This is a genomic window from Gordonia amarae NBRC 15530, from assembly GCF_000241345.1.
In the GTDB taxonomy this organism is placed as follows: domain Bacteria; phylum Actinomycetota; class Actinomycetes; order Mycobacteriales; family Mycobacteriaceae; genus Gordonia; species Gordonia amarae.
Genome location: NZ_BAED01000046.1, coordinates 15,385 through 36,975 on the forward strand (window position 1 = coordinate 15,385; position 21,591 = coordinate 36,975).

At 66.9% G+C, this 21,591-nt stretch carries 22 protein-coding genes; 6 read left to right on the forward strand and 16 right to left on the reverse strand.

Annotation, left to right across the window (positions count from 1 at the left end):
- Positions 1-27: 27 nt before the first annotated feature.
- The 3 genes from mmsB to GOAMR_RS12370 form a co-directional block, all read right to left on the reverse strand.
- The gene (gene mmsB, locus GOAMR_RS12360) at positions 28-897 is read right to left on the reverse strand and encodes a 3-hydroxyisobutyrate dehydrogenase (protein ID WP_005187934.1); all 870 of its coding nucleotides are present in this window, start codon (positions 895-897) and stop codon (positions 28-30) included.
- Positions 898-1,110: 213 nt separating this feature from the next.
- Positions 1,111-2,280, reverse strand: a complete 1,170-nt coding sequence (locus tag GOAMR_RS12365) for an acyl-CoA dehydrogenase family protein (protein ID WP_005187936.1) — start codon at positions 2,278-2,280, stop codon at positions 1,111-1,113.
- Between the two features lie 5 nt (positions 2,281-2,285).
- Positions 2,286-3,821 carry a CoA-acylating methylmalonate-semialdehyde dehydrogenase gene (locus GOAMR_RS12370; RefSeq protein WP_005187940.1) on the reverse strand — a complete coding sequence of 512 codons (1,536 nt, stop codon included), beginning with the start codon at positions 3,819-3,821 and terminating at the stop codon, positions 2,286-2,288.
- 238 nt (positions 3,822-4,059) lie between these two features.
- Here GOAMR_RS12370 and GOAMR_RS12375 point away from each other — a divergent pair, with 238 nt between their 5' ends.
- From GOAMR_RS12375 to GOAMR_RS12395, 5 genes are all read left to right on the forward strand, one after another.
- The gene (locus tag GOAMR_RS12375; RefSeq protein ID WP_005187942.1) at positions 4,060-4,515 is read left to right on the forward strand and encodes a flavodoxin domain-containing protein; all 456 of its coding nucleotides are present in this window, start codon (positions 4,060-4,062) and stop codon (positions 4,513-4,515) included.
- 116 nt (positions 4,516-4,631) lie between these two features.
- Complete coding sequence (locus GOAMR_RS12380) at positions 4,632-4,964, forward strand: hypothetical protein (RefSeq protein WP_050942713.1); 333 nt, start codon at positions 4,632-4,634, stop codon at positions 4,962-4,964.
- Complete coding sequence (locus GOAMR_RS12385) at positions 4,961-5,446, forward strand: SixA phosphatase family protein (protein ID WP_005187947.1); 486 nt, start codon at positions 4,961-4,963, stop codon at positions 5,444-5,446. The genes GOAMR_RS12380 and GOAMR_RS12385 overlap by 4 nt, the downstream gene beginning before the upstream one ends.
- A gap of 224 nt (positions 5,447-5,670) precedes the next feature.
- Positions 5,671-7,203 (forward strand): carboxylesterase/lipase family protein, encoded by a 1,533-nt coding sequence (locus GOAMR_RS12390; RefSeq protein WP_244427399.1) that lies wholly within the window; start codon positions 5,671-5,673, stop codon positions 7,201-7,203.
- A complete protein-coding gene (locus GOAMR_RS12395) occupies positions 7,200-7,712 on the forward strand; it encodes an SRPBCC family protein (RefSeq protein WP_244427400.1) in 513 nt (170 codons plus the stop codon). The genes GOAMR_RS12390 and GOAMR_RS12395 overlap by 4 nt, the downstream gene beginning before the upstream one ends.
- Positions 7,713-7,736: 24 nt before the next feature.
- On the opposite strand, the gene GOAMR_RS12400 is transcribed toward GOAMR_RS12395, so the two are convergent.
- The 13 genes from GOAMR_RS12400 to GOAMR_RS12460 form a co-directional block, all read right to left on the reverse strand.
- Positions 7,737-8,687, reverse strand: a complete 951-nt coding sequence (locus GOAMR_RS12400; RefSeq protein WP_005187955.1) for an esterase/lipase family protein — start codon at positions 8,685-8,687, stop codon at positions 7,737-7,739.
- 986 nt (positions 8,688-9,673) lie between these two features.
- A complete protein-coding gene (locus GOAMR_RS12405; protein WP_138943706.1) occupies positions 9,674-10,129 on the reverse strand; it encodes a hypothetical protein in 456 nt (151 codons plus the stop codon).
- A gap of 669 nt (positions 10,130-10,798) precedes the next feature.
- Positions 10,799-11,263 carry a hypothetical protein gene (locus GOAMR_RS12410; RefSeq protein WP_040515139.1) on the reverse strand — a complete coding sequence of 155 codons (465 nt, stop codon included), beginning with the start codon at positions 11,261-11,263 and terminating at the stop codon, positions 10,799-10,801.
- A gap of 155 nt (positions 11,264-11,418) precedes the next feature.
- Positions 11,419-11,940, reverse strand: a complete 522-nt coding sequence (locus tag GOAMR_RS12415) for a hypothetical protein (RefSeq protein ID WP_005187961.1) — start codon at positions 11,938-11,940, stop codon at positions 11,419-11,421.
- 130 nt (positions 11,941-12,070) lie between these two features.
- Positions 12,071-12,787 (reverse strand): hypothetical protein, encoded by a 717-nt coding sequence (locus GOAMR_RS12420; RefSeq protein ID WP_005187962.1) that lies wholly within the window; start codon positions 12,785-12,787, stop codon positions 12,071-12,073.
- On the reverse strand, positions 12,784-13,740 hold the full coding sequence (locus GOAMR_RS12425) for an MlaD family protein (RefSeq protein WP_005187963.1): 957 nt from the start codon (positions 13,738-13,740) through the stop codon (positions 12,784-12,786). The genes GOAMR_RS12420 and GOAMR_RS12425 overlap by 4 nt, the downstream gene beginning before the upstream one ends.
- Positions 13,737-14,798 (reverse strand): MlaD family protein, encoded by a 1,062-nt coding sequence (locus tag GOAMR_RS12430; protein WP_005187964.1) that lies wholly within the window; start codon positions 14,796-14,798, stop codon positions 13,737-13,739. Before GOAMR_RS12430 ends, GOAMR_RS12425 begins: the two co-directional genes overlap by 4 nt.
- Positions 14,798-15,907 (reverse strand): MlaD family protein, encoded by a 1,110-nt coding sequence (locus GOAMR_RS12435; protein WP_005187965.1) that lies wholly within the window; start codon positions 15,905-15,907, stop codon positions 14,798-14,800. The genes GOAMR_RS12430 and GOAMR_RS12435 overlap by 1 nt, the downstream gene beginning before the upstream one ends.
- Positions 15,901-16,935, reverse strand: coding sequence for an MlaD family protein (locus GOAMR_RS12440; protein WP_005187968.1), 1,035 nt, complete (start codon positions 16,933-16,935; stop codon positions 15,901-15,903). Before GOAMR_RS12440 ends, GOAMR_RS12435 begins: the two co-directional genes overlap by 7 nt.
- The gene (locus GOAMR_RS12445) at positions 16,923-17,978 is read right to left on the reverse strand and encodes an MlaD family protein (protein ID WP_005187973.1); all 1,056 of its coding nucleotides are present in this window, start codon (positions 17,976-17,978) and stop codon (positions 16,923-16,925) included. Before GOAMR_RS12445 ends, GOAMR_RS12440 begins: the two co-directional genes overlap by 13 nt.
- A gap of 5 nt (positions 17,979-17,983) precedes the next feature.
- Positions 17,984-18,970, reverse strand: a complete 987-nt coding sequence (locus GOAMR_RS12450) for an MlaD family protein (RefSeq protein ID WP_244427401.1) — start codon at positions 18,968-18,970, stop codon at positions 17,984-17,986.
- A 68-nt stretch (positions 18,971-19,038) separates the two neighbouring features.
- On the reverse strand, positions 19,039-19,896 hold the full coding sequence (locus GOAMR_RS12455; RefSeq protein ID WP_005187981.1) for an MlaE family ABC transporter permease: 858 nt from the start codon (positions 19,894-19,896) through the stop codon (positions 19,039-19,041).
- Position 19,897: 1 nt separating this feature from the next.
- Positions 19,898-20,674, reverse strand: a complete 777-nt coding sequence (locus tag GOAMR_RS12460) for an MlaE family ABC transporter permease (RefSeq protein ID WP_005187983.1) — start codon at positions 20,672-20,674, stop codon at positions 19,898-19,900.
- A gap of 178 nt (positions 20,675-20,852) precedes the next feature.
- Here GOAMR_RS12460 and GOAMR_RS12465 point away from each other — a divergent pair, with 178 nt between their 5' ends.
- Entirely contained in the window at positions 20,853-21,461 is a 609-nt protein-coding gene (locus GOAMR_RS12465) for a TetR/AcrR family transcriptional regulator (protein WP_005187986.1), read from the forward strand.
- Positions 21,462-21,591: the final 130 nt, after the last annotated feature.

Here is a 21,591-nt window from a genome sequence, read left to right on the forward strand (position 1 = left end):
AACTGCGCCGGAGCGTCTGGATGATCCCTAACGCAGCGTCTGGATGATCGCCGAGAAATCCAGGTCGGAATGCTGCTCGGCGAACGCCCGGTACAGCTGCGCGGCATGGGTGCCGAGCGGGGCGCGGGCGCCGGTGCTGGTCACCGCGTCCATCGCCAGGCCCAGGTCCTTGTTCATCAGGGCGGTGGCAAAGCCGGGCTTGTAGTCGTTGTTGGCCGGTGAGGTGGGCACCGGTCCGGGTACCGGGCAGTTGGTCTGCACCGCCCAGCAATTGCCGGTGGCGCCGGTGATCACGTCGTAGAGCGCCTGATCGGACAGGCCGAGCTTCTCGGCCAGCTTGAACGCCTCACCGACGGCGATCTGCTGCACGGCCAGCACCATGTTGTTGCAGACCTTGGCGGCCTGCCCGGCACCGGTGCCACCGCAGTGGATGATCTTGCCCGCCATCGGATCCAGCGTCGACCGGGCGGCGGCGAACGCCGCCTCGGTGCCCCCGACCATGAAGGCCAGCGTGCCCGCGACCGCACCCTTGACGCCACCGGACACCGGCGCGTCGACCTGGGCGAAGCCGCGATCGGTGGCCTGGGCGTTGATGCGCCGGGCGTCGTCGACCGAGATGGTCGAGGAGTCGATGAACAGCGCACCGGAGGTGGCCGCGGGCAGGATGTCGTCGTACAGGGACTTCACGATGGGTCCGCTCGGGAGCATCGTGATCACCACCTGGGCGCCCACCACTGCCTCGACCGCGGACGGAAAAGCCTTGATACCGTTGGCTTCCGCGGCCTCGACGGCGGCGGGAACGGGATCGAACCCGTGTACCGTGTGCCCGGCCGTCACCAGATTCGCGGCCATCGGGCCGCCCATATTGCCCAGTCCCAGAAAAGCTATCGTCGTCATTGGTTCATCGCTTTCACACTCGGGTTGTCGGTAACTATTGTCACGCAACGCTCGTATTCGGTATCGGGTTTGGCTCATGTGGCGGGACCGATTTCGCCGCCCGTTCTCGCCGGTTGAGGTGCGAGGTCGCCCAGCGACCGAGCCTCGAAACCCGGCGAGACGACATTGTCATCTTGCGAAGTTTCGAGGCTCGTCGCTGACGCTCCTCGCACCTCAACCGGCGGAGGTGGCCTTGGCCGCCACGGAACGGCCGACGACCACCCGCATGATCTCGTTGGTACCCTCCAGGATCCGGTGCACCCGCAGGTCTCGCAGGATCTTCTCCAGGCCGTACTCGGCGAGGTAGCCGTAGCCGCCGTGCAACTGCAGCGCCTGGTCGGCGACCGTGAAACAGGCGTCGGTCACATAGCGTTTGGCCATCGCGCACCGCTCCACCTTGTCCGGTGCGTCGTTGTCCAGGGCCCGCGCGGCGTCGTGCAGCATGAGCCGCGAGGTGTGCAGTGCGGTGGCCATGTCGGCGAGGGTGAAGCGGATCGTCGGTTCGTCGATCAGCTTGCCGCCGAACGCTTCCCGATCGGCGACATAGGCCGCGGCCCGGTCAAACGCCGCCTGCGCGCCGCCGAGGGAGGACGCCGCGATGTTGAGCCGGCCCCCGTTGAGGCCGTTCATCGCGATGCCGAAACCGATACCCTCCTGACCGCCGAGCAGCCGGGAGGCCGGCACCCGGACACCGTCGAGGATGACCTGCGCGGTGGGCTGGGCGTGCCAGCCCATCTTGCGTTCCTGCGCACCGAAACTCACCCCGGGGGCATCCCGGTCGACGATGAACGCGGAGATCCCCTTGGGGCCACTGCCGCCGGTGCGCGCCATGACCACGTACACGTCCGAGGTGCCGGCGCCGGAGATGAACTGCTTGACACCGGTCAGCACATACTCGTCACCGTCGCGCACCGCGCGGGTGGCCAGCGCCGCCGCATCCGAACCGGCGCCCGGCTCGGTGAGGCAGTAGCTGGCGACGAACTCCATCGACGCCAGCCGGGGCACGAACTCCCGCCGCTGCTCGTCGGTGCCGTACTTGTCGATCATCCAGGTGCACATGTTGTGGATGGACAGGAAGGCACCGACCGCCGGATCGGCGTGGGCGAGCTGCTCGAAGATGCGGACACCGTCGAGCCTGGTCAACCCGCTGCCGCCGACATCCTCCGAGCAGTAGATGGCCGCCATGCCGAGTTCGGCCGCCTCGCGCAGGACGTCGACCGGGAAGTGATGTCTCTCGTCCCAGTCGAGTGCGTGCGGGGCGATCTTCTTGGCTGCGAAGGCCGCCGCCGTCTCGGCGATGACGCGGGCGTCCTCGTCGAGACCGGGATCGATAGTCGCTGTCACAGTGGTCAGTCCATCGTCGGGATGACGAACTCGGCACCGTCCTTGATGCCCGACGGCCAGCGGGTGGTGACGGTCTTGGTCTTGGTGTAGAACTCGATCGACGCCGGGCCGTGCTGATTGAGATCGCCGAAGCCCGAACGCTTCCAGCCGCCGAAGGTGTAGTACGCCACGGGAACCGGGATGGGCACGTTGACGCCCACCATGCCGACCTCGACCCGCGAGGTGAAGTCGCGCGCGGCGTCGCCGTCCTGGGTGAAGATCGCGACGCCGTTGCCGTACTGGTGATCCGAGGCGAGGGCGAGGGCCTCCTCGTAGTCGGCGGCACGCACGATCGAGAGCACCGGACCGAAGATCTCGTCGGTGTAGATCGTCATCTCCTTGGAGACGTGATCGAACAGGGTGGGGCCGATGAAATAGCCGCCCGACAGGTCGTGATCGCCGAACTGCTGTTCGTCGCTGGTGCGGGTGCGGCCGTCGACCACCAGGTCGGCGCCCTCCTCCACCCCCTTGTCGATGTAGGAGCGCACGCGGGCCAGGGCCGCGCCGGTGACCAGCGGGCCGTAGTCGGCCTTGGGGTCGAGGCTGTGGCCCACCCGCAGCCCGGCGACGCGGTCGATCAGCTTGGCGCGCAGGCGTTCCGCGGTCTGCTCCCCCACCGGCACAGCGACGGAGATCGCCATGCAGCGTTCACCGGCGCTGCCGTAGCCCGCACCGATCAACGCGTCGACGACCTGATCGAGGTTGGCGTCGGGCATGATGATCATGTGGTTCTTGGCGCCGCCGAAGCACTGTGAGCGCTTCCCGTGGGCGGCGGCCGTCGAGTAGATGTACTGCGCGATGTCGGAGCTGCCGACGAAGCCGACCGCCTTGATGTCGGGGTGGGTGAGGATGGCGTCGACGGCCTCCTTGTCGCCGTGCACCACCTGGAACACACCGTCGGGCAGCCCGGCCTGGGTGAACAGTTCCGCCAGGCGCACCGGCACCGAGGGGTCGCGCTCGCTGGGCTTGAGGATGAAGGCGTTGCCGCACGCCAGCGCCGGGCCGGCCTTCCACAGCGGGATCATCGCCGGGAAGTTGAACGGGGTGATGCCCGCGACCACACCGAGCGGCTGCCGGATCGAGTGGATGTCGATGCCGGGGCCGGCACCCTCGGTGAAACCGCCCTTGAGCAGGTGCGGGATGCCGACGGAGAACTCGATGACCTCGACGCCGCGCTGGATGTCACCAAGGGCGTCGGCATGGGTCTTGCCGTGTTCGGAGCTGAGCAGGCTGGCCAGTTCGTCGGCGTTCTGATTGACCAGGTCGATGAACTTCATCAGGACACGCGCACGGCGCTGCGGATTCCAGGCCGCCCAGCCGCGCTGGGCCTCGACGGCCGTGGCGACCGCGGCCGACACCTCGTCGGCCGACGCCAGCGGCACCCGCGCCTGGACGGTGCCGGTGCTGGGATCGAGCACGTCCGCCTGCCTGCCCTCCGGGACCGTGACGGCGGCGCCGTTCAGGTAATGGGGAACACTCCGGAGTTCTGTGAGTTGCGTCATAGTCGTTCAACCTTTCGCGGTGCGCCGCACGTCCCGTCGAACGGAATGCGGCGTGACGGATTACGCCTATCGGGGCCGATGATGTGCGAATCGAGCACAGTCCCGAGACCCGGGAGTGGCCCACAAAGAACAATAGTAGGACATCCTAGTAAATTTGCCCAGCCCCGCCCACCTGCGCATAGTCGGCAGCGGGGTGCCGTTGGGGTAGCCTGCCTCACAACGAAAGGAGAGTTGCCACATGTCCGTCGTCATCCTTTACGGAACCGAGAGCGGCAACGCTGAGATCGTCGCCGATTCCGTCGCCGACGTGCTCACCAACTACGACCCGTCGATCTACGACATGAGCGATTACGCCGTAGAGGATCTCGACGCCGCCGACTTCTACGTCATCATCTGCTCCACCTACGGCGACGGCGAACTGCCGACCGGCGCCGAACCGTTCGCCGAGGAACTCGACGAGCACAAGCCGGACCTGAACGGCCTGAAGTTCGCTGTCTTCGGACTCGGTGACTCGATCTACGACGAGACGTTCAACCACGGCGGCGAGATCATGGCCAAGAAGCTCAAGGATCTCGGCGCCACCCAGGTGGGCGAGCACGGCCGGCACGACGCCGCATCCACGGTCAAGCCGACCACCCAGGCCGAGGAATGGGCCGGTGCGCTGACCGCAGTCATCGACTCCGTTTCGGCCTGATCCACATCTCCTACGGACGCACCGGCACCGGGACCAGGCACATTTAATCTCACAAAGTGAGAAATCAGGGCCTGTTGCTCTTCGTCCCCGCCGGTGCCGCCCCGTACGGTGTTCCCATGCAACATCCCGCCGGCCACAGTTGCCCCGAGTCCGCCGGTAGCGCGGACTGCGCGCACCGGACCGAGCTCGAACGGCTCGCCACGCTCGACGCCGCCACCATCGCCAGGGCCCTCGACGACCGGCGGGCGCTGTACCCCCTGATCTCGGGCGCTGTCGACCAGTACCTCGACCTCGATGACCGGGCCGACGCCGCGTTCGCCGCGGGCAACAGCGACGAGGCGATGTACCTGCACCAGGAGGCCTCCGCCTGGCGGGCGACGGTGACCGTTCTCAAGCAGATCGAGCAACACGGTCACGGGGCCGCCGCACCGATGACCGGCATCGCATGACCGCCCGCACGCTGGTGCTGATGCGCCACGGCAAGTCCGGCTACCCGCCGGGCGTGTGGGACCACGATCGGCCGCTGGCCGAGCGCGGTATCCGGGAGGCGGCGCTGGCCGGCGAGTGGATGTCCGACGACGGCGTGAGCGTCGACCTGGTGCTGTGCTCCACCGCGACCCGGACCCGGCAGACGCTCATGCGCACCGGTATCGACGCCCCCACCGAATACATCGAGGACATCTACGGCGGGGCGCCGTTCGAGATCCTCGAAGCGCTGCGCATCCACGTGCCCGACGACACCGCGACCGTGCTGGTCGTCGGCCACGAACCGGGGATGCCCGCCACCGCGCTCACCCTCGACCCGGACGGCGAGATCGACCGCTTCCCCACGTCGGCGTACGCGATCGTCGACGTGTCGGTGCCGTGGTCGCGGATCGGGTTCGAACCCGGCGGCGGGACGCTGCGCGCGATGCGGATTCCCCGGGTGTGAGGGTTCGGGGTGGTCCGGTCATGATCGCCGGGTCGCCGGACCCTTCGTGACCCTCGCTCCTTCGTCGCTTCGGCCTCAGGGATCAAGATGTACGGTCGCGTCGGGCTCAGGGATCACGATGAACCGCCGCGTCGGGCTCACGGATCACGACGGGTTGTCGCGATCGAGATGAGTGCCGCCCGATTCGGGGGCCACGCCTGTGGTGGCGTGGTGGGATGGGTGGCATGAACGATCGGCTTCTCGTCAACACCGTGCACGGACCATATCGGGGCTATCAGCGATCCGGTGCCGATGTATGGAAGGGGATCCGGTTCGCGCGGGCGCAGCGCTGGCGGCGGGCCACACCGCCCGAACCGCACACCGAGGTCATCGACGCCGTCGCCCACGGACCGGTCAGTCCGCAGCAGGTGATCCCCGGCTTCGATCTGGGCAAGGACACGAAGTTCAGCGAGGATTGCCTGTTCCTGAGCGTGTGGCGCCCGACGGTCGTCACCCCCGGGGTGTCGCTGCCGGTGATGGTGTGGGTGCACGGCGGGGCCTACGTTCTGGGTTCGGGCAGCCAGAGCCTGTACGACGCCACCAGGCTCGCCGTCGACGGGCAGGTCGTGGTGGTCAGCATCAACTACCGGCTGGGCGCGCTGGGTTTCGCCGACCTGACCGCCTTCAACGAACCCGGCCAGGAACTGTTCGAGTCGAATGCGGCGATGAGCGATGTGCTGGCGGCCCTGACATGGGTGCGCGACAACATCGCCGGCTTCGGCGGTGATCCCGCCAATGTCACCGTCTTCGGCGAATCCGCCGGCGCCGGCATCGTCACCACCCTCCTGACGATGCCCGTGGCCAAGGGCCTGTTTCATCGGGCGATCGCCGAAAGCTCACCCGCCACATCGGTATACGGCAGCCATCGCGCGGCCAAGGTGGCGGGCGCACTGCTGTCCGCACTCGATATCGGCGTGCGCGACGTCGGGCAGTTGCTCGACATCGGCGTCGACCGGCTCGTGCAGGCCACGATGGCGCTGTACGGACAGGTTCCGGTGGAATCGCCGGGAATCCTCGCGTTCGCACCCGTCGTCGACGGCGATCTGGTGCCCCGCCACCCGATGGACGTGTTCCGGTCCGGTGAGTCGATCTCGGTGCCGCTGCTGATCGGCACCAACAAGGACGAGGCGTCATTGTTCGCCCTCATGCGGCCCCCGCTGATGCCGGTCAAACTCGACGGCATCAAGCAGATGTTCGACGCGATCCTCGCCGAGGATCCGGCGGCGGCCGTTCCCACCAGGGAGTCGCTGGCGGCGGCCTACGCCGGATCCGGCACCAAGGTGGCCGGTCTGGGTATCGCGCGCGATATCGCCTTCCGGATGCCGACGGTCTGGCTGGCCGAGGTGCACAGCCGCCACGCCCCCGTCTATCTGTACCGATTCGATTGGGCCACAAGGGTGATGAAGGCGCTGCGGATGGGCGCCACGCATGCCACCGAACTCCCGTACGTGTGGGGCAATCCGCTGCTGCGCGGGCGGGTCGGTCAGGCGTTCCGGCTCGACGGACGCAAGACCGGCGACGACGTATCGCACCGGATGCGCAGGCGCTGGACGGCCTTTGCGCATCTCGGCTCACCGTCGGGCGTCGACCCGCATTGGCCCGCCTACGACGAACACGTACGCTCGACGTTGGTCATCGACGCCACCGACAGTGTTGTCGATGATCTGGACGCAACCATCCGGCAGGCATGGGGGGCCGAGACCCTGCACTTCCGGTGACAACACCACAAGGGGATTGGAGCAGCAGGGACGTGCCGACGTTGCAGCAGGGGGACCGGATCTCCGCGTCGATCGTGGTGTCAGCCTCCCCGGAGGACGTATACGCGATCGTTTCGGACATCACCCGTATCCCGGAGTGGAGTCCGGAGTGTGTCGAATGTACCTGGCTGGACAACAAGCGTTTTCGCGGCCGCAACCGCCGCCGCATCGGGCGCTGGCAGACCATCGCCCGCGTCGACGCCGACATCCCCGGCCGTGAGTTCAGCTTCATCGTCCCGTTCCGCAAGACCGACCTGACCCGGTGGAGCTACCAGGTCGAACCACACCCCGACGGGTGCCTGCTCACCGAGGAGGTCACGGTGGTCGCCGACCTCCCGTTCGTCGTCGTCGCTTTCGAACGGCTGGTTGTCGGTGTCACCGACCGCGCCGCCGATCTGCAGGTCAACCTCGACCGGTGTATCCGCACCATCAAAGGGATCGCCGAGGCGGAGAACGTCACCACGGCATGACTTCGGCGGCCGTCGGAGCGCCGCCTATCCTCCGGTGACCGGGGCGACGGGGACGCACGGAACCTTCGGCGGATGGGCCGGGTCCAGCGCGGCGAGGACCAGGGCGGCGCTGCGGCGGTTGGAGGTGATCGACATGTGGTCGGAATGGTCGGCGGCACACCCGTTCTGGACGACGATGTTACGGACGTCGGTTCCGGGCGGGCCGGCGAGCAGGCCCGCCGTGTAGGGGACGACGATCTCGTCGAACCGGGTCACGATGTTGGTGTAGCCGATACCCGGCAGGTACGGGCTCGGGGTGCGGACCGCACGGTTGAAATCGCCGCCACGGGGCGGGTTCACGCAGCCGTCGCAGCCGGCATCGGGGACCGGGCCCGGAATGCCGAGCAGCTTCTGAAATCTCGCGATAGTCGCGTTGCGGGCGTCGCCCGAGTCCGGGCCCTGGTCCCAGAACGGGGCCAGCGACACGTAGGCGGCCACCTTGTCACGGCCGCCGAAGTACTTGAGCCAGTATGTCGGGATCTCGGTGCCGAGCGAATGGCCGACGAGGTCCACGCGGCGGGCGCCCGTCGCAGCCAGCACCTTGTCGGCGAATCGCTTGATCTCCCAGGCGCTCGAACGCTTGTCGCCGAGGCCGCCCAGCGCCGACGCCGGCCACACCGGTCCCAGCGCGCCGTAGGTGAGGGCGTACACGCAGTATCCGGCGTTGACGAGCACCGGAGCCAATGTCGCCCAATTGGTTTGGCGGCCACCGCCGGCGCCGTGCACCAGGATCACCGGCTGCGGATGCTCGCGGCCCGGGCGGCACGAGAAGTCGTTGGTGCCCGGTAGCGAGCCACCCGGATTCGCCAGTTCGGATCGGGCGCCGTCGAGGAAGTTGTACGAAACCGGCAGCGCCGCATTAGGTGTCGCCGCCGCGGGCGCACCCGAAAGCATCAGCCCGGCGACCACCGCAAGTGCCCGAACCGCGATCCACATCCTCCGATCGTATCGGCATCCGATACGAAAGGCGGGCTGTCGAAAGGCCGGGCAACGAGAGAAAGGTTCCATCCCGACCTGGAAGATCCTGGCCCCCGCACGGTCAGGACCTTCCAGTTCGGGATGGAACCACTCCCCCTCCCCCCTTTTCTCGTCCTTTCCTGTCGCCCCCAAGCCGTCAAGAAAGAACACGCATGGGCCATGTGCGTGGCCGGATGATCTCGGGTACTCCCCTACCCGGTCTGTCCGGCCACGCGGCCCCTCCCCCCGGTCTGGCCCTAGCCGCCGTTACACAGCAGGTAGAGACGGTTTCCCTGGTGTGGCCCGAAGGCCGCGATCAGGTCCTCACGGGAGGACCCGATCAGTTCGGCGACAGATGTCATCCGCCGTGGCGCCGGCTGTCCGGTGGACGCACTGTCCGCATGGCGCTGCGCCGTCGTCAGCTGATTGTTCATGGCTTCCCCTCAACTGTCAGAACCATCGAAGTTGTTCTCTATCAGCAACTTTGCGGTCGGCACTGACCGCAAACGAGGTTCGTTCAGAGTGCACGCCCTACCCCTCGAAGGGCATGACACCACCGCCCGAAGCCTCACCTTCGGTGGGCACCCCGCGTTGTGCGCCCGGCTGCCAGGCCCCCCTGGTGACACACAACGCGATTCACCCGGTGCCAGATGATCGGCCCGACCGGATTCCGGCCAACCCTCTCTCCTGACTCCCCAGTAACCTTACCAACTCGTAGGTTACTAAACCGTAGGGTAATCCCGGTCACGACCGGTGTCTACCGTGTTCCAGCTCATTTGTTATCTGAAATACAGTTCGTCAACAGTGATAGCGGCGTTCCGGCCGACCACCGCTCGCACGACCGCCGTGGGCCAGGATCGTTCGCACACAAAAGGATCGGCCTCCCCGGTAGATCCCGGGGAGGCCGATCGTCGACTGCGGGCGATGTTGACGGTGGCCGGTATCGCAGACCCGGCCGACGACCGTCAGTTCCAGCCGCCGCCCCCCCACTGCTGGGTCAGATAGACCCGCTCAATGACGCGATCATCATGATGGTCGTACTCGAAACGAACCCACCTGTTGCCCGAGTAATGACCGCGGCCGGATACCTCCACCTTCAGATCCTTGTACCACGGTAGATTCCGCGCGACGTACTTGTATTCGGTCCGCTTGCCGTAGTCCTGCCGGCCGACCTGGTACGCGCTCGCCACATAGTTGCCCCACTTGGTGCGGACGGTCACCTGCGGGCCGTTCCAGCGGTCGCCGTACTTGACCACTGTGATCACGAGTATGTTCTCCTGGCTCATACCTCCTCCCGGCCCGTTGTGCGGGCCACCGTGATCGGCCACCGCCGTGGCAGCGCTGACGCTCATCACCCCCAGCGCCATCATGAGACCCAGCACCGCCAGCACCATCTTCTTGAACATTTGTTTCCCTTTCATAACTTGAGCATTCGGCGGCCCGAGCGGCCGCGGTCACGCTTCGGTGTGAATTTCGCCGGCGCTCGTGCGCTGGCATGTCACCGTGGAATTCGGGCGACGCACCTGAGATTAAGGGCTTTTCCCGCGAGGGAAACGAGTAGTCAACTACCCGAATGCTTCACAAGGTGAACCGGGCCATCGAGTAAATGCTGTTGCGAAACGTCGGCACTAGCGGCACATCGGTCAGGACCCGGTCGGCGTGATCACGCAGTTCCCCAGCAAACCCGCAACCCGGGCAGCGAGCGTGTCGGCTCCGGTCCAAAAGTGAGCAGGTAGCTCCCGGGACACAGCAGCGCACTTTTCGACCGGAGCCGACAGAGCGTCCGGCCCCAGTACCTGGCACCACAGGCGGGTGCGGTCCTGCGCGTCGACCGCGGCGCAAGTAATCGTGACGCCGAGTTCGACGGTTCGGCAGATCGTGTCAGCAACGTAGGAAGAGCCACGAAACCGCCTACTGGGCTCGCGAGAACACCAACGCACCCGCCCTACAGAACAATTGATCGGTCTCCATCAAACCCGTGACTTGACACCGCCGGGAAGGCGGATCGACGACACAACAAAACGCCCGTGGGCGAAGTGCGCGCCCACGGGCGTTTCTGGCCGCCTGGCAGACCGAGACCGGCCGTGCTGTCAGTACTGGTACAGGGTGGCCGATTGGGTGACCGTGTTGCCGGGGTAGCCGGGGTAGCCGGGGCGGGAGAAGTAGACGGCGGCGGCCGAGTAGACACCCCGTCCCTCCGCCTTGGCCGTGAGCGTGGTGTTCCACGGCAGGTTGCGGGCGGTGTATCGGTACACGGTCGATGAGCCCTGGCGATAGTTGCCGATCAAGGTCGCTGATCCCGCGTAACTGCCGGTCGAGGAAACAACTAAGTAGACGCGCGGAGCCTGCCGGCCATTGCCCCACCGGTTCTGGTTCCAACCGTTGTGACCGTTACCCCACCGGTTGAAGCCCTGCTTGGACACCACTGTGATGTCGACCCGATTCGACGGCTGGTTCCAGCTGTGCCCGGGGCCTTCCGGCCATCCACGGTTGGGATAGGCCGAGGCTTCACCGGCGACCAAGCCGGTCAGACCAGCAGCCAGCGCCAGCGCCATGAGCGCTACCATAAGCTTTCTGAACATCTGTACTTCCTTCCGTTCGACGGTCGCGCTGCACGGTATGCATACATGTCCGCCTGTCTGATGGTCCCCTCAGCGGGTTAATCGGCGCAAGGCCGGCAATCGTTTCACGATGATCCAATATATTCATGTCAGCACGGAGATCTTCGTCCGTTCGGACGACACCGCCGGCCAGTGTCTCCGGCGGGGATCGTCAGCACTCCTGCCAGGCAGGACAGGGCGAAACAGCCGAGTGTGACCCACGGCCACGGCGTCATCGACAGGGTGTCGGTGTCGACGGAGGCGTTGCCGAGAGCGTCGAGCCGGCGGCCGTCGTCGACCAGGAACCAGAAGACCGTGCCGGCCGCCGCGATCGACGCGGCAATGGTGAGGTTACCGGCCACGGCCGGACGGAATCGTGGGCTCACGCGCCACAGCACCAGCACCACCAGCAGGCAGATCACCGCCAAGATCAGCGCGCCGCCGCCACCGGTGACGCCGTTTCCGGTGAGCTTCTCCGCCATCCCTGCCCTGTCGACCTGGCGCTGGGAGATGTCGGCCGATGTCGGGACCGGTGCCCCGAGCGCCCGCACCCAGGGCGCGGCCGCGGAGACCCCGGCGAGGACCGTCGCCGCCAGGATGACCGCGGACGGCCAGGCCGGGCGGCTGGTCACGGAACCGGAGCGGGAGTGCTCGTCGGCGCCTGCTGCGGTGCGGAGGTGGTGTCCGTGGGGACGAGGTTGGGCTGACCGGTACCCGGCGAACCGTCCTGCGGTGCCCCGGCGATGCCCGCGACGTCGGTGATCAGCCAGTCACCGCCGCGTTCGAAGGTATGCTGTACGGGGTGACCGTGTTCAGGCCGCCGGGCACCTGAGTGCTGGTCATGTGTGTCGACACGAAGACCTGCACCACCATCTGGCCGCCACGGATGTCGGTGGTCTTGGCGGCGAGCAGTGTGGCGGTCTGCTTCCACTGGGTCTCCTGGATCAGCGGGGTGAGTGCCGAGACCGCTGTGTCGAAGCGGGAGGTGAGCTGTGCGGAGGTGCCCTTCTTGAGGGCCGTGGCCCAGGTGCCGAGGCCGTCGTAGCCGAAGGTGGCCGCGCCGACCGCATAGTCGCCCGCGATCCGTTCGGCTGTTGCCTTGTCCTGGTTGAGATCCCGTTCCTCGTTGAGCTCACCGGAACGGCCGGCGAGCAGGACCGCGAGCACCACCGTGGCGACGAGAGCGGCGACGCACAGCGCGGAGATGCCGGCGATCACCGGGTGCCTGCGGGGATTCAGGAACTCCTTGACTCCCCCGTCCGCGAGGTCATCGCCGCGCGCGACCCCAGCGGTCTTGGTGTCCGCAGCCGTGGAGTCAGCCGCCGTGGAGTCAGCGGCCTTGGAGTCAGCGGCCTTGGAGTCAGCGGCCTTGGAGTCTGCGGCTTTGGAGTCTGGGATCGTGCTCTCCGGGGTGCCGGGCGTCGACTCCTCTGCCGATGTATCCGTGTCCTGGTCGCGGGTGTCGGTTGCTGAGGTCATCGGGGCATCCTTACGTCGAGGCGAACACTGTCGCCGGGCATCATCAGTGCGGCCTGCCGCAGCAGCGTCGCCATGTCGAGGGTCTCGAAGATGCTGCTGCCGGTGCGGCGGGCCGCGGGCAGCAGCGCGTCGGCAAGTGTGCCGACCTTGGGCGCGAGGTCGGACACCGCGTCGGCCGACCTGGTGAGCACGGGCTTCCACCTGTCGCCGATGATCTTGCCGCCGTCGGTGAAGTCGGCAAACGGTTTGACGTGTTCGATGACCTCGGACAGGTTCTGGCCCGCCAGGATCAGCTCCGCCTTCGTGGGCCGCAGCGACGGGCCGATCCAGTCGCCGTCGCCGATCATCGTGGTGGCGTTGCCGATGATCTTCACCAGCGACGGCTGGGAGTAGATCATCGTTGCGGCCAGCACGCGGGCGGCGGGTTCGAGCCGGTCGACGGCCCGGTCGGTCCCGGCGAGCGCCGTCGACAGGGTGTCCACGAGTTCGTTCACCAGGGTCGGGTCGACCTGGTCGAGCAGGGTCTGGGTCGAGGCGAGCAGTTCGGGCACCGAGGCGGGCACCTCGACGACCGTGGCCTTGAGGTCGGCTCCGTTGCCGATCACCGGGCCGGTCGCGGGCTCGTCCGGGTTGAGGAACACCCCCGATTCCCCGAGCATCGACTGGTTCTCGATGACGATCGTGCTGCCGAGCGGGATCTTGTGCTTGGCGTCGTAGGTGATCCGCATCGTGATGTCGCCGCCGCCGTAGGAGACCTCCTGCACCGAACCGATCGGCACGCCCCGCAGCAGCACGGCCGAACCAGCGTGCAGCCCATTGGATTTGGGGGCGGTGATGGTGACGGTGGTCTGGTCTCCGGCGCGCATCTTGAGCACCCCGAACGACAGGTACAGCACGGAGGCGACGAGGACGGCCACCGTCGACAGGATGGAGATCGTGTAGCGCAGCCTCACTTGAGTGCCCCGATCATCCGCAGCACCGAGGTCACCGAGCGGGTCACGTCGGTTTGATTCCCGCCCGATCCGACGGTGATCTTCTCGACGTCGATCGCACCGTCGGTGAGGAACGGGCCGATCTTGTTCTGCGCCAGGCCGATCAGCCTCCCGGAGTTGCCATTGAACTGCGTCGACTTCTTGGAGTAGGTCCGCAGCAGCGGAATCAGTTGTTCCATATAGGGATTGAGCTGAGCCAGGCGCGGGGTGAGCCAGTTGAGTCCGAACGCGAGCCTGCTCGATCCGGCGACCAGTTTGAAGCCCTCGTTGACGGCACCGAACACCGCGTCGAGGCCTTGGCGGCCGTCGGGACCCATCGAATACGCCAGCGCCCTGGGGTCCGCGGCCATCTCGGTGGTGGCCTTGGCCAGCGAATCGATCATGAAGTCGAGTTCGGCAGTCGACCGCGACAGGTCCTCGACGTCGTAGGCGGTGATGCGCGAGGCGCGGCGCAGATCCATGTCCTTGACGTCGACGGACTTGTTGACCTTGCGCAGCGCGTCCTGCACCCGCATGATCGAGCCGCCCGCCATGAAGTCGGCGACGTTGGTGATGATGTCCTCGATCTGCGGCCCGGGATCGGTGTCCCGCAGGCCGATCACATCACCGGCGCGCAGGTACGACGCCGTCGTGGTGCCACCGTCGGGCGGGGTGAGGGCGATGTAGATGTCGCCGAGCAGCGTCGACTGCCGCAGCTCCGCCTTGGTGCCCACCGGAACCTTTGCCGTCTTGTCGATGTGCAGCTTGAGCCGTGCGGCGTCGGGTACGAGTTCGATCGAGTCGAGGCTGCCGATCTGGCTGCCGCGGGAGAGCACCCGCGCGCCGAGCGGCAGGTTCACCACCGACACGAAATCGACGTACAGGTCCCGGGAATCGGATGAGGACGTCAGCCGCGGCAGGGTGTTGGCCGGGTTGATGCCGCGGCCGGCGAACACCGTGATCAGCGCGGCGATCACCGCGCACACGCACAGGGCGGTGCTCACGCTGCCGGTGAGTTTCTTGTTCGGACGCACCGCCATCACCGGCCTCCCTGGATCGCCCCGGTCACCACGTCGGCGAGGTCGACGGCGGCCAGATCCGGCGAGCGCGGGTCACAGCTGCCCGCCTTCGCGCGGTTCAGCGCGGCACACAGCACCGCGCTGTTCGGGGTTCTGGCAACCACTTTCGGGGATCTGAACGACAACCGGAACGACCGTGACGAACGGTTCATCGCCGTCGACAGGCCGGTCGCGATACCGGGTAGTTTGTCGAAGATCGTCGCGATCTCCGGGGCCCGCGCGACCGCGAGATCGAGCACCTGCGACGCCTGGCCCGAGTATCCCAGGAGCACCGGAACCCGCTTGACCAGCAGATCGTCGAGACCCGGTCCGGCGGCGCCGAGACCGTCGAAGATGTAGACGAAGCTCTTGAACAGCGCGCCCATGAAATGGGTGAGATCGGCGGAGTTCTCGCTGATGTCGCGCAGCGCGTCCCAGTTCTGGCCGGCGACGTCGGTGAGGACGGCGAGATTGTCGAAGACGCTGCGCAGCTGCGACAGGAACTCGTCGGGGTCCGCCATGAACCCGGCGAGATTGTTCACCGACTTGTTGATGTCCTCGCCGGTGCCGGCGAACTGCGACTGTGCCGCCGAGATCAGCTGCGACACCGGCTTTTCCGCGTCGTCACCGGGACCGCCGAGCTGGTCGAACATGGTGGTGAACGACTGGAAGGCGGTGCTGACCGAGATCGGGGTGAAGGAGCGGCTGCGCGGGACGCAGGAGGTGGACCGGGCGCGGGCCGCGGCGCCGCCACCCTCGGTGCCGATGAGTTCGATACGCCGGTCGGCGAGCACCGAGTTGTTGACCGCGAGCACCGACAGCGCCGGGTTGACCGGCCGGTCCGAAATCTCCATCGTCACCTTGACGGCCCCGTCCGCGGCCGAGATCCCGCTGACCTTACCGACTTTCACACCGCGGATGTTGACCGCGTTCCCCGCGTACAGGCCGGCCGAGTCGGGCAGGTAGGCGCACAGGGTGCGTTTGTCGTCGCCGGAACGGGTGATGTACAGGACCCCGCCCGCCACCAGCGCGGCCACCACGAGCGTGGCCAGCGCGACGGCCCAGCGGCCGGAGAACACCTTGCTCAGCATGAGCGCCCCGCGATCGGGATGCAGACGATGCGGTCGTCGATCACCTGCTGCGAGAAGTCGAGCTTCACCCCGCCCGGGTAGACGATGGCCGAGAGCTTGTCGACGATCTGCTTGAGCGCGGTGATCGCGGTGTCCATCCGGGCGATCGTCTTCTGCGTCTTCTCCGCGGAGGCGGTGTCGGTCAGCATGTCGAGCTGCGGTTTGATCTCCGTCATGTACGGCTTGCCCAGCACGTCACCGACGTACAGCACAAGGTCGCCGAGCGAGTTGTAGGTGAGGATGCCGCGGTCCTTGTAGCCGACCATCACCGGCAGCACCGCGCGGATTCGGCGGATCATCTCCACCAGCACCTTCTTCTGGTCGGCGAGCTTGGTGGTGTACTCCTCACCGATATCGGCGAGCGACCGGATCTGGTTCTGCTGCTGGTTGACCAGGCCGGTCAGCTTCTCCACGTCGGACAGGATTCCGCGGACCGCGCCGGGTGCCGAGTCAAGCGCGTCGGTCATGGTGACCGCCACCTTGCGCAGCTTGGGGGTGTCGATCTCGGGGACAAGTTTCGCCGCGTCGTCGATGACCTCGGCGGTGGAGTACGGGACGGTGGTGCGTTCGGCGGGGATCACCGACGTGCCCAGGGGGCGTTCACCTGCCGGGAGCAGGGCGACATAGGCACCGCCGACGACGGTGAGCATCCGCACCTGCAGCGATGTCTGGTCGCCGACGAACACGGTGTCGTCGACGGCCATCGTGACGTTGACCTTGCCCTCGTCCTTGCCCGCACCGAGGGTGACCTCACGGACCTTACCGATGGGCACGCCGGCCACCCGTACCTCCGTGCCGGCGGCGATCCCGCCGGACTCGGTCATCTGGGCCCGGTACTCGACCTGTCCGGTGGGATGGATGTAGAGGATCGCGATCACCGCCACCAGCGCCGCGACCACCGCCAATGCCACTATGGCCCAGAATGTTTCGGCCTTGCCGTCGACCTCGTCGCGGACGACGAAGTTCTGGAACGTCTTCACGCCTTGCACAGCGTCAGCCTCCCTCCGGCGAGCAGGACATCACCCAGCGCGGGCAGTTCGACCTTGCCGCGGGAGCAGTTGCGGTCCAGGCCCAGCTGATCCATCGACGTGTTGAGGGTGGTCAGCAGCGTCGGCACCACCTCGAGTGTGTTCGCGAGATTCTTGGGGTCGGGGATCACATCCATCAGCCGCGTCGACACGTCGTCGTGCCCACCGAGGGTGAGATCGAGGGTGTGCGTGAGGATCTCGGCCGTCGGCGGGAACACCCGGGCACCCTCGCCGAACGCGCCCTTGAGCAGTTCGAGATTGACCTCGAGGGTGTCGAACAGCATCTCCATGTTCTTCATGAGCGAGGTGATCATCTCGGAGCGACCCTGGAGCGACTCGGAGATCACGCCGAGATTGTTCACGATCACCCGGATCAGGGCGCGTTTATCGGTGGCGAAATTCGTCAGCTTCTCCACGTCGGTGAGCACGTCGCCGATGCCCACCCCGTGCTCGCCCTGGATGAGATCGAGCATGTGCGTGGCGAATTGGTTGAACACCGCCGGGTCGGCGCCGGTCAGGATCGGGCGCATCCCGTTGAACAGAGCGGTGATGTCGAAGGAACCGGTGGTCTCGCTCGCGGGGATCACTTTGCCCGGATCGAGCGGCGCACCGGCCGCTCCGCCGGCACCGGTGGCGGTGGTGCCCTGTGCTGCGCCTGCGGCGGTGTTCCTGCCGCCCTTGGTGATCGACAGATACCGCTGCCCGACGAGGTTCTGGAAGCGGATCGCGAGCTGGTCGGTGTCGGTGAGTTTTTCGCCGTTCAGGACGGTGAACTCGACCCGCGCCACGCCCGAGCGCTGCAGCGAGATGTCGACGACCTTGCCCACCTGCACGCCGCGGATGCGGACGTCGGCGTTCTTGTGCAGACCGAAGGCGTCCGTGAAATCGGCCTTGTACGTCTGGGTGTCACCGTTCACCGGCCGGGTGATGGCCGCGGTGATCACGTACAGCGCCAGGATCACCACGGCGGCCACCAGGAGCAGCCGCCGGACGGCCGAACTCATACTTCTCATCGGATCCCCCGCCCGCTGAGCAGCACGCCGAGCGGTCCCGCGACGCCCGGTGCCACATCGAGATTCGCGCTGACCCGCACCACCGTCTTGCCCGTCGCCGGGTCCTTGTGGAAGACGTTGCCGAAGCGGTCGATGAGGCCGGCGATCTGATCGGCGGTGACGTTACGCAGCGACACCGACATCGGCGTGGTGAACGCGGTGATCACATCCATCGTCGCACCCAGATCGCTCATTCCGCTGAACAGTGCCCCGAGGTCGCTGAACAGCGCGCCGATGTCACCGATCATCGACTGCACCCGCGCGGTGTACTCGTGGTCGGCGAGCAACGGGGTGGTCAGGATGGTCTCGAGCGACTTGATGCCGCCCGCGCCCGCCTCGCCCACACCGTCGATCGCGTCGGCGGCGGTCGGCATCAGCGGCCGCAACCTGGTGATGGTCTTGCCCGTGGTCTGGCCGCGGTCGAGGGTCTGCAGCGTCAGCGCCGCCGAGGTGAGGAACGGGGACAGCCGGACCGTGGTGTCGCTGACCTTGGTGAGCAGCCGGCTCAGATCGGGGGTGAGCACCGGCAGCGTGAACGAACCGGCGCTGCGGACCGTGGCGGTCATCGTGTTGTCGGCGGGCGCGGCCGCGAGGCTGATGACGCTGCCGGTGCGGACCCGGTTGCCGGTGGCCGTCGGAACCAGTCTCAGTGCGTCCGAACCGAACAGGTTGCGGGAGGCGTAGCTGACCGCCACGTCGTCGGTGATCTCACCGGCCTGCGACTGCTTGACACACACCTTCACCCGCGCCGCATCCGGGCGGGAGATATCGAGACCGCACACCGTGCCGACGGTTTCGCCGCGGATGTCGACGGGGATGCCTTTCTGGATGCCGTCGGGCAGCGACGGTGCGGCGATCGTGAAGTCGACCGTCTTCTCCTCCCCCGAGAACGGCCGGATGACGATCAGCGCGACGACGGCGGCCGCGATCACCACGGTGATCATCCCGCGCAGACGCAATGTCGACGATGAGGGACCTCTGCCGCCTGTCCTGGACGACCTCCGACCGGCGCTCATGCGAAATTCAATCCCGAGTTCAGGCCCCAGAAGAGCAGGGACATCGCCATGTCGGCGGTGACGATGAGGACAAGGCTGGCGCGGATCGCCCGTCCGGACGCGATACCCACGCCCTCGGGTCCGCCGCTGGCGAAGAAACCGTAGTAGGTGTGCGCGATGATGACGACGACCGCGAACACCACCACCTTGAGGGTCGAATAGACCACGTCGACGGGTTCGACGAAGGCCCCGATGTAGTGGTCGTAGGCGCCGCCCGACTGTCCGTAGGCGAGCGTGACCACCAGACGTGAGGCCAGGTAGGCCAGGCACAGCGACACCAGGTAGAACGGCACGATCGCCAGCACACCGGCGACCACACGGGTGCCGACGACGAACGGGATGGGCCGGATCGCCTGCGCCTCGAGGGCGTCGATCTCCTCGGAGATGCGCATCGACCCGATCTCGGCGGTCATCCGGCAGCCGGCCTGCGCGGCGAAACCGACAGCCGCGATGATCGGCGCCATCTCGCGGGTGGCGGCGTAGCCGGTCATCAGACCCGACATCGGCGCCAGGTTGAGCGATTGCAGGCTGGTGACGCCGAGGATGCCGATCATGCCGCCGACGGCCAGACCGAGGATCGCCAGCACACTCGCGATACCACCGCCCACCATGATCGAGCCGTTGCCCCAGGTGGTTTCGGCGAACGCGGCGAGGGTCTGTCTGCGGTAGGCGCGCACCGTGTGCGGCAGACCGGCGAGCACGTCGAGCACGAACGTGGTCTGCTTGCCGATCGACTCGAACGGGCGCCCGGCGATGTCGCCGGCCTTGGTCAGCGCCGGACGGCGGGTACTGGGCAGCTGTGCGTGCGTCGACATCTCAGATCACCTGAATCGGGATGAACAGTGCGGTGATCTGGGTGATCACCACGTTGACGACCATGCACACCACCACGCCGAGCACCACGGAGGCGTTGACGGCGTCGGCCACACCGCGCGAACCGCCTGCGGCCTCCAGGCCGCGCCGCGCGGCGATCACCACCACCACGAAGCCGAAGATGACGGATTTGAGCAGGCAGATCCACAGGTCGGTGAGCGAGGCGTAACTGCCGAACGACTGCCAGTAAGAGCCGGCGACCACGCCCTGGCCGACGATCGAGACGACAAAGCTGGACGCGACGGCGATCACGATGATCAGCACCGACAGCACCGGCGCCACCAGGATCATCGCCACCATGCGCGGGGCCACGAGCCTGCGGGTGGGGTCGATGCCGAGCACCCGCATCGCGTCGATCTCCTCCCGGACGGTGCGGGCGCCGAGGTCGGCGGTGATCGCCGAGGCACCCGCGCCACCGAGCAGCAGCGACGCGGCCATCGGGGCGCCCTGCTGGATCACGCCCATGCCGCCCACCGCGCCTGCCATCGAGCTGGCGCCGAGGTTGTTGGTGAGGCCACCGATCTGCACGGCGATGATCACGCCGAACGGGACGGCCATCAGCAGGGCGGGCAGCACGGTGATGCTGAGCAGGAACCAGGCCTGCACGATCGCCTCGCGGTACGGGAAACGTCCGCCGATCATGTCGACGACCGCGATCACCGGGGTGCGGGCACCCAGGCGCACCGTGCGCCCGAAGCTCTGCACAGCAGCAAGCGGCATGTGAGACTCCCGTCTGATATTTGGTGCACGACGGCGGCGGAGAAATGCGATTGATTGAGGTTTCTGACACGACACGCCCTCAGCTGTGTCACTTTCGAGTCGGTAACGTACCATACCGACAGTGCCCCGCATCACACCAGATGGAATTTTCGACAGTGCAGCACAGGAGTGATTCGACTTGACCCAGGTCACCTATCGGGGCACCCGCCGGAGCGATGCTCAGGAACAGCAGACCCACGCCATCATCCGCGCGGCAGTCGATGAGTTCACCCGCGCCGGCATCCGGCAGGCCAGCATGGAGTCGATCGCCGCCGACGCCGGCGTCAGCCGCAGCACCGTCTACCGGCGTTTCCCCAGCAAGGACGAGTTGCTCGCGCAGGTCGTCCGGCACCTCCAGATGCGGTTCGTCACCGAGATCGGCCAGCGGGTGGCCGGCCTCGATCCGCGCGCCACCGTCGTCGAGGCGTTCAGTCTCGCGGTCACCGGGGTGCGCCAGAACCGGCTCATCACCCAGATCCTCGCCGACGGCGCGGAAAGCACCGGCATCCTGCTCGGCCAGCAAGGCGGTGGGCTCACCGAACTCGTCGACACCTTCAGCGGCGGTATCGTCACCACGCTGCGCGCGGCGGGCGCCTGCATGCCCGACGATGAGATCAAACAGGCCGCCGAGATCCAGTTCCGGCTCGTCGTGTCGCTGCTGATGAGCGAGTCGACCACCGTCGACGTCCACGACGACGCGTCGGTGCGGGCGTTCGCGGAGAAGTTCCTGGCGCCCATGATCTGGTGATGTCACAGTTCTGGTGATGTCACAGTTCTGGTGATGTCACAGATCTGGTGATGTCACAGTTCTGGTGAGGTCACAGTTATGGTGACGGTTGGGGGCGCGCCGCCGGACGTTTAATCACGCGCACAGAATC